This window comes from Kaistia algarum (assembly GCF_026343945.1).
Lineage (GTDB): Bacteria > Pseudomonadota > Alphaproteobacteria > Rhizobiales > Kaistiaceae > Kaistia > Kaistia algarum.
In genome coordinates, this window is record NZ_JAPKNJ010000004.1 from 13,877 (window position 1) to 30,386 (window position 16,510).

The 16,510-nt window shown below is 66.7% G+C and carries 14 protein-coding genes; 8 read left to right on the forward strand and 6 right to left on the reverse strand.

Going from position 1 to position 16,510, the window contains the following annotated elements; genetic code table 11:
- Positions 1-9 precede the first annotated feature (9 nt).
- The 8 genes from OSH05_RS22375 (at position 10) to OSH05_RS22410 (ending at position 10,545) form a co-directional block, all read left to right on the forward strand.
- Positions 10-1,569: a GMC family oxidoreductase gene (locus OSH05_RS22375; protein WP_104220160.1), complete on the forward strand. Its 1,560-nt coding sequence runs from the start codon at positions 10-12 to the stop codon at positions 1,567-1,569.
- Positions 1,570-1,599: 30 nt separating this feature from the next.
- Positions 1,600-2,973, forward strand: coding sequence for an amidohydrolase family protein (locus tag OSH05_RS22380; RefSeq protein ID WP_104220159.1), 1,374 nt, complete (start codon positions 1,600-1,602; stop codon positions 2,971-2,973).
- A gap of 10 nt (positions 2,974-2,983) precedes the next feature.
- Positions 2,984-3,853: a (2Fe-2S)-binding protein gene (locus OSH05_RS22385; RefSeq protein ID WP_104220158.1), complete on the forward strand. Its 870-nt coding sequence runs from the start codon at positions 2,984-2,986 to the stop codon at positions 3,851-3,853.
- 4 nt (positions 3,854-3,857) lie between these two features.
- Positions 3,858-6,998, forward strand: a complete 3,141-nt coding sequence (locus tag OSH05_RS22390; RefSeq protein WP_104220157.1) for a molybdopterin cofactor-binding domain-containing protein — start codon at positions 3,858-3,860, stop codon at positions 6,996-6,998.
- On the forward strand, positions 6,995-7,495 hold the full coding sequence (locus OSH05_RS22395; protein ID WP_104220156.1) for a (2Fe-2S)-binding protein: 501 nt from the start codon (positions 6,995-6,997) through the stop codon (positions 7,493-7,495). The genes OSH05_RS22390 and OSH05_RS22395 overlap by 4 nt, the downstream gene beginning before the upstream one ends.
- Complete coding sequence (locus OSH05_RS22400; RefSeq protein ID WP_104220155.1) at positions 7,492-9,006, forward strand: aldehyde dehydrogenase family protein; 1,515 nt, start codon at positions 7,492-7,494, stop codon at positions 9,004-9,006. Before OSH05_RS22395 ends, OSH05_RS22400 begins: the two co-directional genes overlap by 4 nt.
- A 75-nt stretch (positions 9,007-9,081) precedes the next feature.
- Positions 9,082-10,002 (forward strand): lipid kinase YegS, encoded by a 921-nt coding sequence (gene yegS, locus OSH05_RS22405; protein WP_104220154.1) that lies wholly within the window; start codon positions 9,082-9,084, stop codon positions 10,000-10,002.
- Positions 10,003-10,011: 9 nt separating this feature from the next.
- Positions 10,012-10,545, forward strand: a complete 534-nt coding sequence (locus OSH05_RS22410; protein WP_207778788.1) for a gluconokinase — start codon at positions 10,012-10,014, stop codon at positions 10,543-10,545.
- Here OSH05_RS22410 and OSH05_RS22415 read toward each other — a convergent pair.
- The 6 genes from OSH05_RS22415 to OSH05_RS22440 all read right to left on the reverse strand — a co-directional run bounded on the left by OSH05_RS22415 (position 10,542) and on the right by OSH05_RS22440 (position 16,268).
- The gene (locus OSH05_RS22415) at positions 10,542-10,910 is read right to left on the reverse strand and encodes a YybH family protein (protein ID WP_104220153.1); all 369 of its coding nucleotides are present in this window, start codon (positions 10,908-10,910) and stop codon (positions 10,542-10,544) included. The genes OSH05_RS22410 and OSH05_RS22415 overlap by 4 nt on opposite strands.
- 59 nt (positions 10,911-10,969) lie before the next feature.
- Entirely contained in the window at positions 10,970-11,722 is a 753-nt protein-coding gene (locus OSH05_RS22420) for a FadR/GntR family transcriptional regulator (protein ID WP_104220152.1), read from the reverse strand.
- A gap of 14 nt (positions 11,723-11,736) precedes the next feature.
- Positions 11,737-12,507 (reverse strand): SDR family NAD(P)-dependent oxidoreductase, encoded by a 771-nt coding sequence (locus OSH05_RS22425; protein WP_104220151.1) that lies wholly within the window; start codon positions 12,505-12,507, stop codon positions 11,737-11,739.
- 25 nt (positions 12,508-12,532) lie between these two features.
- On the reverse strand, positions 12,533-13,567 hold the full coding sequence (locus OSH05_RS22430) for an ABC transporter permease (RefSeq protein WP_104220150.1): 1,035 nt from the start codon (positions 13,565-13,567) through the stop codon (positions 12,533-12,535).
- Complete coding sequence (locus tag OSH05_RS22435) at positions 13,551-15,065, reverse strand: sugar ABC transporter ATP-binding protein (protein ID WP_104220149.1); 1,515 nt, start codon at positions 15,063-15,065, stop codon at positions 13,551-13,553. The genes OSH05_RS22430 and OSH05_RS22435 overlap by 17 nt, the downstream gene beginning before the upstream one ends.
- 69 nt (positions 15,066-15,134) lie before the next feature.
- Positions 15,135-16,268 (reverse strand): sugar ABC transporter substrate-binding protein, encoded by a 1,134-nt coding sequence (locus tag OSH05_RS22440; protein ID WP_165801644.1) that lies wholly within the window; start codon positions 16,266-16,268, stop codon positions 15,135-15,137.
- Between the last annotated feature and the right edge of the window lie 242 nt (positions 16,269-16,510).

The window sequence follows — 16,510 nt, forward strand, 5'->3', positions numbered from 1 at the left end:
CCTGAACTGATGCCCTATGTCGGCGCAGCCTCCGAGCTTCTTCCCGCCTACGACTTCATTGTCGTCGGCGGCGGCTCGGGCGGCTCGGTCATGGCACGACGCCTTGCCGACGGGAGCGACGCCACCGTCCTGCTGATCGAGGCGGGACCGCTCGATCTCGGCCTCGAGGCTATCGACGATCCGACGAAATGGGTCAGCCTGACGCGCGGACCCTATGATTGGGGCTATGATTATACGCCGACGCCCCATGTAAACGGCCGCACCATCGGCATACCGCGTGGGCGTGTGCTCGGCGGCTCCTCATCGATCAACGCGATGATGTGGTATCGCGGCCACCCGTCCGATTATGACGCCTGGGAAGCAGCGGGCGCGACCGGCTGGAACTTCGCGTCCTGCCTGCCCTATTTCAAGCGCTGCGAGGATTGGGTGGACGGCGAGACCGAATTTCGCGGCGTCGGCGGTCCGCTCAGGATCGAGCGCAGTGCCGATCCGCATCCGCTTGCGATCGCGCTCCGCGACGGTGCGATCGAGCTAGGCATGTCCCCGGTCGACGACCCGAACGGCCCGCTGAACGAGGGCGCGACACTCTCCAATTTCAACATCGCGGCGGGCGAGCGCTGGAGTTCCGCCCGCGGCTATCTGCGCCCCGTCGCGAACCGCGCCAACCTCACCATCCTGACCGGCTCGCTGGCGACGACGCTCGGCTTCGAAGGAACGCGCTGCGTTTCGGTCACCCATATCGTCGAAGGCGTCGCCGTCACGACGCGGGCGAGCCACGAGATCATCCTCGCCCTCGGGGCGATTGACACGCCGCGCCTGCTCTTGAATTCCGGCATCGGCGACCCGGCCGATTTGATGCGGCTCGGCATTTCGGTGCATACCGCGCTTCCCGGCGTGGGCCAGAACCTGCAGGACCATCCTTTGGTCCGCGCCGTGAATTTCCATTCGAAGCGCCCGATGGGGCCGATGCGCGACAATGGCGGCGGCTCGATGCTCAATTGGAAGAGCCGACCGGAACTCGCCAAGCCGGACCTGCACGCTTTCCCGATCCAGGGCCGCAGCGCCGTGCCGGAGATCGCCGGGACGCACGATCTATCGGGCGATGTGTTCGCGGTCGCCGCCGGTCTGATGGGCTCGACGAGCGTCGGCTATCTGAAGCTGCATGAAGCGGGACCTGACGGCCGCATCGAGATCCAGCCGAACTATCTGGCCGAAAAGGACGATCTGGACGCGCTGGTCACCGGCGTCGAATTCGTCCTCGATCTCGCCGGCACGACCGCCTTTGCCGATCTTTTTGCCGGCTACGCCGCGCCCTCCGGCCGACTTTGTCGGGCCAAGACGGTGGAATTCGTGCGCAACGCGTGCTCGACCTTCTTCCACACCTGCGGAACGGCCAAGATGGGCCTGGATGAGGAAGCCGTCGTCGACCCGGCGCTCAAGGTGCACGGCATCGAGGCGCTGCGCATCGCCGACGCCTCGGTGATCCCGCTCATCCCGACCTGCAACACCCATTCGGTGGTAACGATGATCGCCGAGCGCGCGGCGGATCTCGTGTTGGCAGGATCCTAGCATGTCGACGGCAGCCACAAGGAATTGCACATGACCGACACCATCTATGCCGCCGATTTCCTCCTCACCATGGATGCCGACAACCGGACGATTCCGGACGGCGCGATCCTCGTCTCCGGCAATGCCATCATCGCGGTGGGGACAGCCTCGGAGCTGACCAAGGCGCATCCGAAGGCGAAGCTCGTCCGCCTCAAGGACCGCCTCATCATGCCGGGACTGATCAACGCCCACATGCATTCGGGCTTCCTGCGCGGCACGGCCGAGCATCTGCCGGTGTGGGACTGGCTAACGCTGCATATCAACCCGATGCACCGCATGCTGCAGCCGCACGAGGCCGAGGCGGCGTCGTTCCTCTGCTATGCCGAGAGCGTCCTTTCCGGCACGACGACCTTGGTCGACATGTGGCGCTTCATGGATGGCAGCGCCCGGGCCGCAAGCGCGATCGGCAATCGCCTCGTCGCCGTGCCCTATGTCGGCGAGCATCCCGACTATGATTATTTCGACACGCTCGACGACAATGAACGGATGATCCAGGAATGGCGCGGCAAGGCGGATGGCCGCATCGACGTCTGGGTCGGGCTTGAGCATCTCTTCTACGCCGATGAGGCCGGCCAGCGCCGCGCCATCGACATGGCGAAGCAATACGATACTGGCTTCCATACCCATTGCTCGGAATCGAACATTGAGGCGGCCGAGTTCCAGAAGCGCTATGGCAAGAAGGCGATGTTCGTTCTCGACGATCTCGGCTTCTTCGAAACGCCCAAGGCGATGATGGCCCATGCCGTCTGGCTCGAAGAGGACGAGGTCGATCTGATCGCGCGGCGCGGCGTCTCGGTCGCGCATAATCCGGTCTCCAACATGAAGCTTGCCAGCGGCATCGCGCCGATCGATGCGATGCTGGCGGCCGGTGTCGCGGTAGGCGTCGGTACGGATGGCGAGAAGGAGAACAACAATCTCGACGTCTTCGAGGAGATGAAGGTCGCCTCGCTGCTAGGCAAGCTGAAGAGCCTCGACGCCGCGGCTCTCGATAGCTGGCGGGCCTTGGAGATGGGCACGATTCGCGGCGCCCGCGCCATCGGCAAGGCCAACGAAATCGGCTCCCTGGAAGTCGGCAAGAAGGCCGATTTCATCGCGGTCCGCACCGACACGCCGCGCATGACGCCGCTCTTCGGCGAGGGCGAATATTTCAATTTGCAGCACAATCTCGTCCATGCCGTGCGCGGCGGCGATGTCGACATGACGGTGATCGACGGCAAGGTCGTGGTCGAGAACGGTGAGCTCAAGACCGGGGACATGAAGGAGCTGATCGCCCGCATCCACGACGTCGCGCCCGCCCTGTTCGCACGGAGGAAGGCCTGGCTGGCGGAGAACAATCAGGGGACCAAGCAATGGACGAAGGGGTGAGGATGGGCGGATGACCAAGACCACCGATCCCGTCGCGCTCGATGCCTGGTATGCCATCGAAACCTCGACCGACCTGACCGCCGCGCCGATCCGCCAGCGGCTGCTGGGCCAGGACCTGACGCTGCGGCGGCTGGAGGATGGCACGGCCGACGTGCGCGAAATCCGGGAAGGCGGTGCGCTCGGCCCCGCCCTGCCAGTCCAGGAGCGCTATGGCTGCGTCTGGACGACGTTGGGCTATCCCACGCGCGACATCTGCGACATTCCGGAATCGCGCGAGGACGACCGGCGCTTCGTCCCCTGCGGCTGGGTGATGCTCCGTGCCTCGGGCCTGCGCATCGTCGAGAACTTCCTCGACATGGCGCATTTCCCGTTCGTCCACACCGATATCCTCGGCGCCGAACCCTATACCGAGGTGCCGCACTATCATTCCGAGATCCGCCGCGACGTCGACGAGGTCTGGGCGACGAACTGCACCTTCTTCCAGCCCCGCATCGCCGCGACGGAGGACAAGGGCGATTTCGTCCATCTGACCTACCGCGTCCCCTCCCCCTTCATCGTGATGCTGTACCGCATCTGCCCGACCTCGCCGAACCGACTCGATGCCATCGCCCTGTTCATCCAGCCAATCGAGGAGGATCTCTGCCGCTGCCAGCCGATCATGTATCTGGTCGACGACCGCTCGAAGCACATCGACCTCTTGAATTTCGAGCAGGTCATCTTCCTGCAGGACAAGATCATCGTCGAGAACCAGCGCCCGCTGCTGTTGCCGCTGGAGCCCCGCGCCGAAATCCCGACCCGCGCCGACAGTTCCTCCGTCGCCTATCGCCGCTGGCTGAAGGAAAAGGGCATCGTCTACGGCACCACCGGAAAGGCTGCCTGACGGTATGGATACCGCTCCCCTCCGCGTCCTCCGCCCCGCTACGCTGGCCGAAGCCTCGGCGCTGGTGGCCGACGGCGCGGTGCCGGTGGCGGGTGGGACGCTGATCCAGCTCGTCTGGGCGCGCGGCGAGGCGCAGCCAGCGCTGCTCTGCGATCTGTCGCGCCTTCCGATCTCCGGCATCACGGAGACGCAATGCAGGCTGCGCATCGGCGCGCTGACAAGGCTTTCGGCGATTGAAGCCAGCGCTGAGGTCTCGCTGCGCCTGCCGCTGCTGGCCAAGGCCGTGCTCGCCGTCGCCGCACAACCGGTGCGCCGGCTGGCGACTCTCGGCGGCAATCTCGCGGGCAAGATCGGTTGTCTCTATCCGGCGCTTCTCGCCCTCGACGCCACCATCGAGATCTTCGCCGACGGCGCCATCGCCGAGCGTCCGCTGCTCGATGCACTCGCTTTGCCGAACGGCGCCATCCTCACCGCCATCCTTGTCCCGGTCCAAGGCGATGCCGAGCGTTGGTCCCATCGCAAGACCGGGCTGCGCGCCGCCTTCACGCCGAGCGTCATCGGCGCCGCCGGCCGCCTCGTTCTCGATGGCGGGCGGATCGCTGCGGCCCGCCTCGCCGTCGGAGGTGGCATCACGACGCCGCAGCGCCTCGTCGAGGCGGAGGCGCTGCTGGTCGGCTCGCCTGTCGATGCCGTCGACTGGCCGGCCGTTCATGCGACGCTGCTGGCGTCGATCGACACGGCAGGCGACCCATTCCGCAGCGCCGCCTATCGCCGCCGCGTCGCCGCCAATGCTCTCCTCGCCGGTCTGGGTGGAGCCGTACTGCGTCGCTCTGTGCGCAAGCACGCCTCCCCCGCGCCGCATGACCGGCCCGACGATGCCGTCGAGGTCTCGCATGCGGCGCTGGCGAGCCGCTGGGCCGTGCGCCCCGACATCGATGCGAAGGTGCGCGGCGGTCTCGAATATCTCACCGACCATCGCGAACCCGGCATGCTGGTCGGGCGCATTCTCCGGGCCGGCGTGCCGCATGCACGGATCCTGGCGATCGACACATCCGCCGCCGAGGTGCTGCCGGGCGTCGTCGCCGTGGTCACCGCCGCCGATATCCGGGGCGACAACGCCTTCGGCATCATGGAAGCCGACCAGCCGGCACTCTGCTTTGACAAGGTTCGCCATCGCGGCGATCCGGTGGCGGCCGTCGCCGCGATCGATGCCGAGACGGCCGAGAAAGCCCTCGCGCTGGTCCGCGTCGACTATGAACCGCTGCCGACCGTCACCGACATGGAAGCGGCGCTGGAGCCGGACGCGCCGGCGATCCACGACAAAGGCAATCTCCGCGCCGAGTTCCGCCACCATCGCGGCAACATCGCGTCTGCCTTTGCGCGCGCCGCCCATATCGTCGAGGCGACTTATGTGACGCCGCGCCAGATGCACGGCTTCATGGAAACCGAGGGCGGCTATGTCGTGCCCGGCGTAGACGGCTCGCTCCTCGTCTGCGTCGGCGGACAGCACGGCACGCGCGACCGGAATCAGCTTGCGAAGATCCTCGGCTATCCCGAGGAAAAGATTCGCGTCGTGACTTCACCCACCGGTGGAGCGTTCGGCGGCAAGGACGAACTGACGGTACAGCCGGCTCTGGCCCTGCTGGCGTTGAAATCCGGCAAGCCGGTCCGCCTGCACCTCGATCGCTATGAATCGGTACTGGCCGGGATCCGCCGCAATCCGATGCGGATCCGCATGAAGACCGCGTGCGACGCGGATGGCATGCTGCTGGCGCAGGAGGTCGATGTCCTCTCCGAATGCGGCGCCTATGCCTCGCTCAGCCCCGCCGTGCTGGAAACGGCGCTGGAGCATGTCGCCGGCCCCTATGTCATCGCCAATATCGTGAGCCGGGGCCGCCTCGCCTATACGAATAACGGCCTTTGCGGCGCGTTCCGCGGCTTTGGCGCCAACCAGATGGTCTTTGCGATCGAGAGCCAGATGGGGCGCCTCGCTGACCTTTGCGGGCTCGATCCGGCCGAGATGCGGCGGCGGAACCTACGCGAGCCCGGCTCGCCCGGCTTTTTCGGCCATGAGGTGGCGCCGACCGATCGGCTGGACGAGGTGCTGGACGCGGCGAGTACGAACCGTCTCTGGGCGATGTCTCGCGGTCCCCTCCCCGATGGACGCATCGCCGGCGTCGGCATGGCGCTGCATCATCAGGGCACCGGCCTCGGCTCGCTGCCGCATGATCCGGGCGGCGGCAGGCTGACCTTCCGTTCGGACGGCAAAATAGAAGCCGCCTTCGGCCTCGATGAGATGGGCCAGGGCGTGATGACGGCGATCCAGGCCTCGGTCGCGAAGGCTCTCGGCTGCGGTCGGGACGATGTCGTGCCGGTGGTCGGTGATACCGCCCGCACGCCGGAATCGGGCTCGACCACGGCGGCGCGTGCGACCTATGTCGTCTGGCGCGCCTCGGGGGAGAGTTCCGCCATTCTCGGTCCCAAGCTCAAGGCCGAAGCGGCCGAACGGCTCGGCGTTTCGGCGGAGGATCTCGCGATCGTGCCGGGCGGCTTTGCCGATGCGCGCTCCAATAGCGGCGAGGTACTGCTCTCCTTCGCCGATCTGGCAGCCAGACTGGATCCGGAAGCGCTGCCGACCGCGTCGAGCGAGTTTCACTTTCCGGCGGCCGACTACAAACATGGCAATTCGCGCTACGTCTTCTGCTTCGGCGCGGCCGTGGCGCGCGTCGCCGTCGATCCGATCAGCGGCGAAATCCGCGTCCTCGATCTCGACCAGCACATCGCCGCGGGGCCGATCGTCGATCCGGCCGCCTATCTCGGCCAGATCGAGGGCGGCGGCGGCCAGGGCCTCGGCTTCACGCTGACCGAGGATGCGGTGATGCAGGACGCCGCCTATGTCACGCGAAACTTCGATAGCTACATGATGCCCTCCATCCGCGACGCGCCGCTCACGAGCCGCACCACGGCGCTTGAATCCCTCGACGAAGGCGATCCGCACGGGCCTCGCGGCGTCGGGGAGATCGGCATCGGCGCGGTGACGCCGGCCATCGCGGCGGCGATCGCCGATGCGATCGGCTTCTGGCCGGAGGTGACGCCGATTGCGCCCGAGGCGATCCTCGATGCTCTGCAACGGGTGAACCGATGAGCGAGACCATCGCCTTCCGTTTGAACGGCACGGAGGTCGCCTTCACGGCGGCGCCGGATACTCGCCTGATCGACCTGATCCGCGAGGAGGCCGGCGCGACCGCGACCAAGGCCGCCTGCCGGATCGGCCGGTGCGGCTCCTGCTTGGTGCTGAAGGATGGCGAGGCGGTGAATTCCTGCCTCGTAATGGCGTATCAGTTGGAAGGCACGACAATCGTCTCGGCCGAGGGCCTCGCCGCCGTGCCCGCGGCGGAAATCGTGCGCGCAGCGTTGATCGCCGACGTCTCGTTCCAGTGCGGCTATTGCGCCCCCGGCTTCACCATCGCGCTCACCGCGCTCCTCTCCCAGAACCCGGCGCCCGACGACGAGGCGATCCACACAGCGCTCGAAGGCAATATCTGCCGCTGCACCGGCTATCTCTCGATCCTGCGTGGTGCGAAGGCGGCGGTCGCAGCGCTGGCGGGCAGAAGCGCATCCGAACAGGACAATCCCTCATGACCCTCCACATCGCTCCCGTCGCGCCGAAGACCGAAAGCGCCCGCGCCTTCCTCGCCACAGGACCGAAGCGCCTACTCATCGACGGCGAATGGATCCTCCCCGCCTCCGGCCGCCACTTTGCCAGCATCGACCCGGCCACGGGCGCGACGCTCGCGATGATCGGCGAGGGCGACGCCGCCGATGTCGATGCGGCGGTGGCGAGCGCGCGGCGCGCCTTCACGAGCGACGCATGGCGCGGCATGACGCCGACCAACCGGGGCCGGCTGCTCGGCAAGATCGCCGACCTGATCGAGGCGCATGCGGACGAACTCTCCGAGATCGAGACGCTCGATCAGGGCAAGTCGCTGAAAACGGCACGCTTCGGCGAGATTCCCGGCGCGATCGCCCAATTCCGCTATTATGCCGGCTTCGCCAACAAAATCCTCGGCGAGACGATCCCGACCTCGATCGGCTACCAGCCTCCCGGCAAGAAGATCTTCGCCTATACGACCCGCGAGCCAGTTGGCGTCGTCGCCGCGATCACGCCGTGGAACTCGCCGCTGCTGATGGCGTCGATGAAGCTTGCCCCGGCGCTGGCTGCCGGCTGCACCGTGATCCTCAAGCCGGCAGAAGACACCTCGCTCACCGCGCTGCGGCTCGGCGAACTGATGATCGAGGCCGGATTGCCGAAGGGTGTCGTCAACATCGTCACCGGCTATGGACGGACGGTCGGCGCGGCGCTCGCGGCCCATGACGGCGTCGACAAGATCGGCTTCACCGGCTCGACGGCCACCGGCAAGGCGCTGCTCGGTGCGGCGCAGGGCAATCTGAAGCGGCTGACGCTGGAACTTGGCGGCAAGTCGCCTGCGATCGTGCTCGCCGATGCGGACCTGAAGCTCGCCGTTCCCGGCGTTGCACGCGGCATCTTCGCTAATGGCGGCCAGGTCTGCGTCGCCGGATCGCGCGTCTATGCACATCGGTCCATCTATGACGCGCTGGTCGAGGGGCTGGCCTCGGAAGCCACGAAACTGAAGCTCGGCCACGGCCTCGCACCGGATACCGACCTCGGCCCGCTGGTCTCAAGACGCCAGGCCGACCGCGTCGCTTCCTATGTCGAGGGCGGCCGCGCGGATGGCGCCGAGATCGTTGCGGGTGGCCGGCAGGATGGCGAGTTCGGAACCTTCTTTGAGCCGACCATCGTCACCAACACCCGGCCTGACATGGCGCTGATGCGCGAGGAGATCTTCGGCCCGGTCGTCGCCGTCACACCCTTCGACGAGACCGACGAGGTTCTGGCGCTCGCTAATGACAGCCGCTACGGCCTCGCCGCCAGCCTCTGGACCGAAAGCCTGTCGTCGGCCCACCGCATGGCGGCCGAGATCCGCGCCGGCACGGTCTGGATCAACTGCCACTCCTATTTCTCGCCCGAGCTGCCCAAGGGCGGCCATAAGGAATCCGGCTGGGGTTATGAGAACGGCGCGCAGGGGCTGGAGAATTATCTGGAGACGAAGACGGTCTGCGCGGTGATTTGAGACGCGGCGTCCATGGCCGCCCCCTTGAGCCACGCCCCATTCTCTCCTCCAATGCCCCGACAACGGAGGGATTCCATGCGGTTGAGATTGATCCTGCACGGCAAGGCGGCGGGCGATGCGCGGGTGCGCGGCGCGATCGAGGCCGTGCGCGGCGATGGCCACGAGGTCGAGGTGCGCGTCACCTTTGAAGCGGGCGATGCCAGCCATTTCGCCCGCGAGGCGGTAGAGGATGAGAGCCTCGACGCGATCATTGCCGGCGGAGGCGATGGGACGGTCAACGAGGTGTTCGCGGCGGCGTTCCTGGCCAATCCGCCGCCGAGCCTTTCCTTCGGCGTCCTGCCGCTCGGCACCGCCAATGATTTCGCCCATTCAACCGGAATCCCCGTCGATGACCTGACGGCAGCTCTGCGCCTCGTCACGACACGCCCTGCCGTTCCGATCGACGTCGGCCTGCTGAATGGCCGGCCCTTCATCAATCTTGTCTCGGGCGGCTTCGGCTCGCGCGTCACCGTCGAAACCGATCCGGATCTGAAGCGCCGGCTGGGCGGCCTTGCCTATGTCGTGACCGGCGTTGCCCGGTTCGCCGAGATCGGCTCCAGCCGGGGCGTGTTCAAGGCCGAGAATTTCGAATGGGAAGGCTCGTTCCTGGCGCTCGCCATCGGCAATGGCCGGCAGGCGGGTGGCGGCATCCCCCTCTGCCCGACGGCCCTCCTCGATGACGGCGCGCTCGATCTGATGATTCTGCCCGATGTGCCGCCCGAGGCGCGGCTCGATACGCTCTCGCTCCTGCTGAAGCAGGGCGCGGCCGCGATCGATACGCTGAAAGTCACCGTCCGCAGTCCGTGGATCGAATATCATTCGGACGAGGATCTTTACGTCAATCTCGACGGCGAGCCGATTCGCACCCGCCATTTCCGAGCCGAATGCCGACCGAAGGCGCTGCGCGTCCATCTGGGGGCGACGGAGCTTCTTTCCACCCCAACCCCGACCGGATAGAGGTCTGCGATGAGCGTGAATATACCGGCGCTGAAGCGCAACCTCATCGTCATGGGCGTGTCCGGCTCCGGCAAGACCACGGCCGGCGAGACGCTGGCGAAGCATTTCGGCGCGCCGTTCATCGAGGGCGACGCGCTGCATCCGCCTGCGAACGTCGCCAAGATGGCGGCCGGCACGCCGCTGACCGATGCGGATCGCCTGCCGTGGCTGGAAACGATCGCCGAACGCCTTGCCGCGGCCGATGACGGTCCGAGCGGTGTTGTCGCGGCCTGCTCCTCGCTGAAGCGCGCTTATCGCCGCATCCTGACGGCGAAGACGAAGCGGCGGACGAGCTTCGTCTTCCTCGACGGCTCCCACGCCCTGCTCGCCGCGCGCATGGCGACGCGCAAGGGCCATTTCATGCCAGCCTCGCTGCTCGACAGCCAGCTCGCGACGCTGGAGCGCCCGGGCCCCGACGAGGACGTGATCCGCATCGACTTGGACGGCGACATCGACGCGGAACTTGCCGCGGCGATCGCGCAGATCGAGGCAGAAGACCGCTAAGCCCCGGTCCGCGGCGAGCCGTGGTGCTGGGCGATGCGCCAATTGCCGGCCTTGCGAACCAGCAGCCATGTCATTCGGTAGGGCATCGGCGCGTCGCCGTCGGCAAACTCGACATGACCCGCCGTCGACGCCACATCGGGCGTGACCATAGCGACGCGCGGCATCGGATAGGCGGCGACCCGCACGCCGGGCGGGCGGCCGGAGAAATAGGCGCGGATGCGCGCGCGGCCGATCTGCAGTTCATCGACCGAGCCGAACAGCACGGCGTCCTCAAGATAGAGCGCCATGTGGCGATCGAGATCGCGGCTGTTGAAGGCGCCGATCCAAGTTTCCAGCAGGCTTTCGATGGTTGGCGTCTCGGGCATGGTTTCCTCCCTGTTTTGGGGAAGCCTGCCCGCGTTCGACCGCCACGACAAGCCCGGGGTCAAAGACCGAGGCGGCGCGAGGAATTCCGCAGATGCGACCGCATCGCGTCGGCGGCGGCGCCGGGATCGCGCGCGCGGATCGCCTCGAAGATCGCACGATGCTCGCGCTCGGAAATCGCTCGCGTTTGCGCGAAATCGAGCGAGCGCAGGGCGACATAGATGCTCTCCTTGAGCTTCACATCGACGAAGGCGATGAACAGCGCAACGAAAGGGTTCTTCGTCGCCGCGGCGACGGCGCGGTGGAAAGAGATATCCGTCTCGACATAGTCGCGGTGCAGTTCGTCCACCTTCGCCATGTCGTCGATGCAGCGTTCGATGTCGGCGAGATCCTCGCCCGTGCAATGCTCGGCCGCCATGGCCGCGGCACCGCTCTCAAGGATCAGGCGCAGATCATAGAGATGACGGTAGTCCTCGGGGTCGGCGAGGCTGTTGGGCTCCAGCGTCAGCGAATTGGCCGCGTCCGGCGAGGCGACGAAAACGCCCAGCCCCTGGCGCGACACGACCAGCCCCTCATGGCGCAGCTTGGCGATCGCCTCGCGGATCACGGCCCGGCTGACGCCATGCTCGGCCGCGAACTCCTGTTCGGTCGGCAGCCGGTCACCCGGCTTCAGCGCCCCGCGTACGACCTGCTCCCGGATGAAGCCGGCAACCTGGGCTGGCAGGCCGAGCCGCATGACCTTGTTCGGGGGCTTCTCCAAATGTCCTGCCCTTCCTGCCGGCGCGACGGCCTCGCCGTCGCGCATTCGTTCCATCGACCCGCGAATCCTCAAACGCCGAGCGCTGCCCGGAGCCCGCCATCGACAGCATAGTCGGAACCGGTCGAAAAGCTCGAGCGCGGGCCGGCGAGGTAGGCGATGAGTTCGGCGACTTCCGCGATGGTGCCGACGCGGCCGATCGGATGGCCGGCGCCGAAGCCCTTCAGCGTTTCCTCCGGATCACCGCCCGCCGGCGTCATCTCGCGTGCAGCGAATTCGAGCATCGGCGTGCGGATCGAGCCCGGCGAAATCGAATTGACGCGGATATTGTCCTTGGCGCAATCGACCGCCATCGCCCGTGTCAGCGCATGCACGGCGCCCTTCGAGGTCGCATAGGCCAGCACGTTGCGCTGGTTCATATGCCCCTGCACCGAGGCGAGATGAATGATCGAGCCGCCGCCGCGCGCCTTCATCAGCGGATAGAGCGCATGCGACATCAGATAGCAGGAGCGAAGATTGACGTTCATCACCTGGTCCCAGGCGTCGGGCGTCGTCGTCTCGATCGTGCCATAAGGCTGGATCGCCGCCGTATTGACGAGGATATCGACGCCGGCATGCTTGAGCTTCTCGGCGAGCGCGAAGACCTCGTCGTCCTTGGATACGTCGAGCGTCTCGACGGTGATGTGCCGTCCGGCCGTGATCGAGGCGGCATTGCGGTTATGCGTCTCGTCGATACCGCAGAGGTGCACCTTGGCGCCAAGTTCGGCGAGCTTCAGCGCCGCGCCGAGCCCAATGCCGCTGCTGCCGGTGACGACCGCGATCTTTCCCGAAAGTTCGCTCATGGATTGTTCTTCCTCCCTTTCCGCCTCATGCCCGCGCGCCCATCCTGAGCACGCCCTCGTTCACGCGCTTGTCGACCACGACAGCGGTGATCAGCACAAGCCCCTGCGCCACATATTGCCAGAATGGTTCGACGCCGGAGAGGTTTAGTCCATTGGAAAGCACGCCGACGATCACAGCGCCGATCACCGTGCCGAAAATGCGCCCCTCGCCGCCGGACAGGCTGGTGCCACCGATGATCACCGCCGCGATCACCTCCAGCTCGAAGCCGACGCCGATATTCGGGTCACCCGAGCCGACGCGCGTCGAGAGCACGAGCCCGGCCAGCGCCGCCATGACGCCCGAGAGCACATAGAGCGTGATCAGCGTGCGCTCGACATTGACGCCGGAAAGCCGGGCCGCCTCCTCATTGCCGCCGACGGCGTAGATGTGCTTGCCGAACTTGGTCGCCCGGCTGACCCAGGCATAGACGGCGACGACGATCGCGGCGAGCACGATCGGCACCGGCAGCGGCCCGAGGCTCGACGTGCCAATCGAGCCCCAATTGCGCGGCAGGCCGACGAGGATCGCGCTCGGCGTGATCAGATAGGCGATACCGCGGGCGATGTTGAGCGCGCCGAGCGTCACGATAATCGGCGACACCCGCATCTTGACGATGATGGCGCCATTGGCGAAGCCGATGACGGCGCCGAGCGCCAGCGCCCCGGCAAAGGCGATCGGCAGCGGCACACCATGGACGGCTAGCGTCGCGGCGACCACGGAAGCCGCCGCCAGCACGCTGCCGACGGAAAGATCGAGCCCGCGCGCGATCATCACCATCGTCATGGCGCTGGCCGAGATGATCAGCGGCGCGGTGTTGCGGGCGACGTTCTGGAAATTGGCGAGCGTCAGGAAGCGCTGGTTGAAGAAGCTGAAGACGATGATCATCGTGATCAGCACCAGCAGCGTTACGACGGTCTGCAGGCGCTGGCGATCGGCGATGATCCAGCGGATGGCCGGGTTGGTATTCATGATGTCGGTCGGCTCGTGGAGGGAACGGGACGGGTCATGCGGCGGGCTCATGCAGCATCGAAAGCTCCATGACTTCCGATTCCGAGGCGGTGCCGGGCAATTCGCCCACCACGCGGCCTTGGTTGAGCACGATGATGCGGTCGGCGAGCCCGATCACTTCGGGCAGTTCCGACGAGACGAGCAGGATGGCGAGGCCCTGCCGAGCCAGTTCGTCGATGATACGGTAGATCTCGCGCTTGGCGCCGATGTCGACGCCGCGTGTCGGCTCGTCGAGCAGCAGTACCTTGGTGTTCATCGTCAGCCACTTGCCGACGACGACCTTCTGCTGGTTGCCGCCGGAGAGCAGGCTGATGCGCTGGGCTAGCGAGGGCGTGCGCACATCCATGGTCTCGGCGGTACGCTGCGCGACCGCCTGCGGCGCGCCGGTCTCGCGGCGGCTGGCGGGGAATTCGTTCCAGGGCAGCAGCAGATTGTCGAAGACGCTGAGCACGCCGACAATGCCCTGCGCCCGGCGCTCCTCCGGCACTAGACCGAGGCCGGAGCGGATCGCGCCGCGGATGGAGTTGGCGCCGAGCGGCGCACCGTCGACGGTGACGCTGCCGGAAACGACGGTGTCGGCGCCGAAGATCGAGCGCATCAATTCCGTTCGCCCGGCCCCGACGAGGCCGGCGATGCCGACGATCTCGCCGGCCCGGACGGTCAGGCTCACATCGCGGATGCGCGCGCCGGAGAGCTTCTCGGCCGCCAGCACCACGCGGCCGGGCCGGCGCCCCTTGGCCGGAAAGATGTCGCCGAGGTCACGCCCGACCATCAGGCGGACCAGTTCGCGCGGCTCCGCCTCGCCGCGCGCCAGCGTCGCGACCTTGCGTCCGTCCTTGAAGATGGTAACGCGGTCGCCGATCTCGTCGATCTCGCGCATCTTGTGCGAGACATAGACGATGCCCTTGCCGGCCGCCTTCAGCCTGGCGATGATCTCGAACAGGCGGCGGACCTCCTGCTCCTCGAGCGGCGAGGTCGGTTCGTCCATGACGATGATGTCGGCATTGGCGCACAGCGCCTTGGCGATCATCACCGCCTGTTTCTCGGCCGTCGAAAGCCGCCCGACGCGCGTCGCCGGATCGAGCTGGCCGAAGCCGATGCCGGCGAGCAGATCCGCGGCGATAGCCTCGGCCGCGCGCCGGTCGAAGCGCACGCCCCGCCCCGGCTCGTCGCCTAGCACGATGTTTTCGGCAACGGTCAGCCCGTCGACGACGCTGAGTTCCTGGAAGATGAAAGCGAGGCCAAGCGCCTTGGCATCGCGCGGGCCGTTCAGCGTCACACTGTCGCCGCGCACATGGATCGTGCCGGCATCGGGACGCTGGGCGCCGGCGATGATCTTGACGAAGGTCGATTTGCCAGCGCCGTTCTCGCCGATCAGGCAATGAACCTCACCGGGGCGGAGATCGAACGAGACATCCGTCAGCGCCTTGACGCCGGGAAAATGCTTGGAAAGGCCGGCGACGCTCAAGAGGGGCACGGCCGCGTCCGGTGACGGAGCATGGGTCGGCATGAGGAGATTCCGAAGCGGGAAGGAATGCGGCGGCGTCCGCGCGAAAGGCGGGCGCCGCCGCGGATCACATCAGCGAGGGTACTGGCGGCTGAGCCAGGCCGCGATGCCTTCGGCGGTCGGCTTGATCGGCGGGTAGCCGACGACGACCTGCGTGTCCTTCGTGGTCTTGCCGTCCAGCGTGGCGCCCAGCAGGTTGAAGGTCGCGACGCTGAAATCATAAGGCGGATAACCGCTCTCGGCCTTCAGCGGCGACTCGTCGCTGCCGAGTTCAGCCATGACCGGCTCCGATCCGTCGACCGAGGACACGACGCCCCAGTCCGGCGAATAGAGGTTCGCCGCCTTCATCGCCGCGATGGCGCCGAGGGAAGAGTCGTTGTTGATGCCGAAGATCACATTGATGTCCGGATGGCCCTGCAGCAGATCGGCCGCCGCCGGATTGGCCTTGTCGATGACGCCGCCGCCATCGACGGCCTGCGCCACGGTCGCCGTCGGGATCAGCGACTTGAAGCCGTAGAGGAAGCCGTTCTTGCGATCCTGCACCTGCGGCAGGCTCGGCAGGTCGACGATGCCGAGGATCGCCTTCTTGTCCCCGAACTTCTCGATGAAGTAGCGGGCCGTGTTGCAGCCGACGAGCTGCGAGCCGGCGAAGTCATTGGCGAAGACACGCGGCGCCACGACCTGGGTCGGCTGGACGTTGTAGGTAACGACCTTCAGGCCGGCGTCGAGCATGCGCTGGACCTGTGGCACGGCAGCGCCGCTGTCGAGCGGAGCGAAGGCGACCGCGTCGGGCGCGTCGGCGATGATGTCGTCGACGAGCTTCTGCACGGTGCCGGCGTCGAAGCGGCCGTCATAGACCTTGAGCTCGAAGCCATATTTGGCGGCGAGCATTTCCCACTGCTTCTTAATCGCCAGGAAGAAGGGTTGCCCGAGGCCCATCACCGAGAGCGCGACGCGCTTGCCCTTGAGCGGGCTTGATTCCGGTGTGGCAAGCCAGTCGCCGGGAGCCTGTTCATAGCCGGTGAAACCCGACACGGCCTTCGGGATATCGGCGACGGCCGCCATGTCCTTCGGCTGGCAGAGCTCCTCCGAAAACGACTTGGCGGCGATGGCGACGGGCCCGTCAGCGGCGCTCGCGGCACTGGCCGCGACTGCGAGAAGAGCGCCGACGATGACGGCACGTCCGTTGGTGCGAAGTGATGTCAAAGGATCCTCCCTTGGATTGACACGACAGCCGAGTACCAGATATTCGGTCATCCGACAAGTTGGTCGCAGAGAATGTTGCAGACGAGGCGTGCCGATGTTGGGGAGAGAGTTGGAGACGGGGAAAGGGACGCTGCGTGCGTCGGCGCGCGGGTCTCGCACGCATGGCCTCCAGAAATTCGCTGGCAAGGCTCTCTTCTGGAACCTTCCCCTTGAGGGAGGCTCAAAACCCCGACAACGGTCGT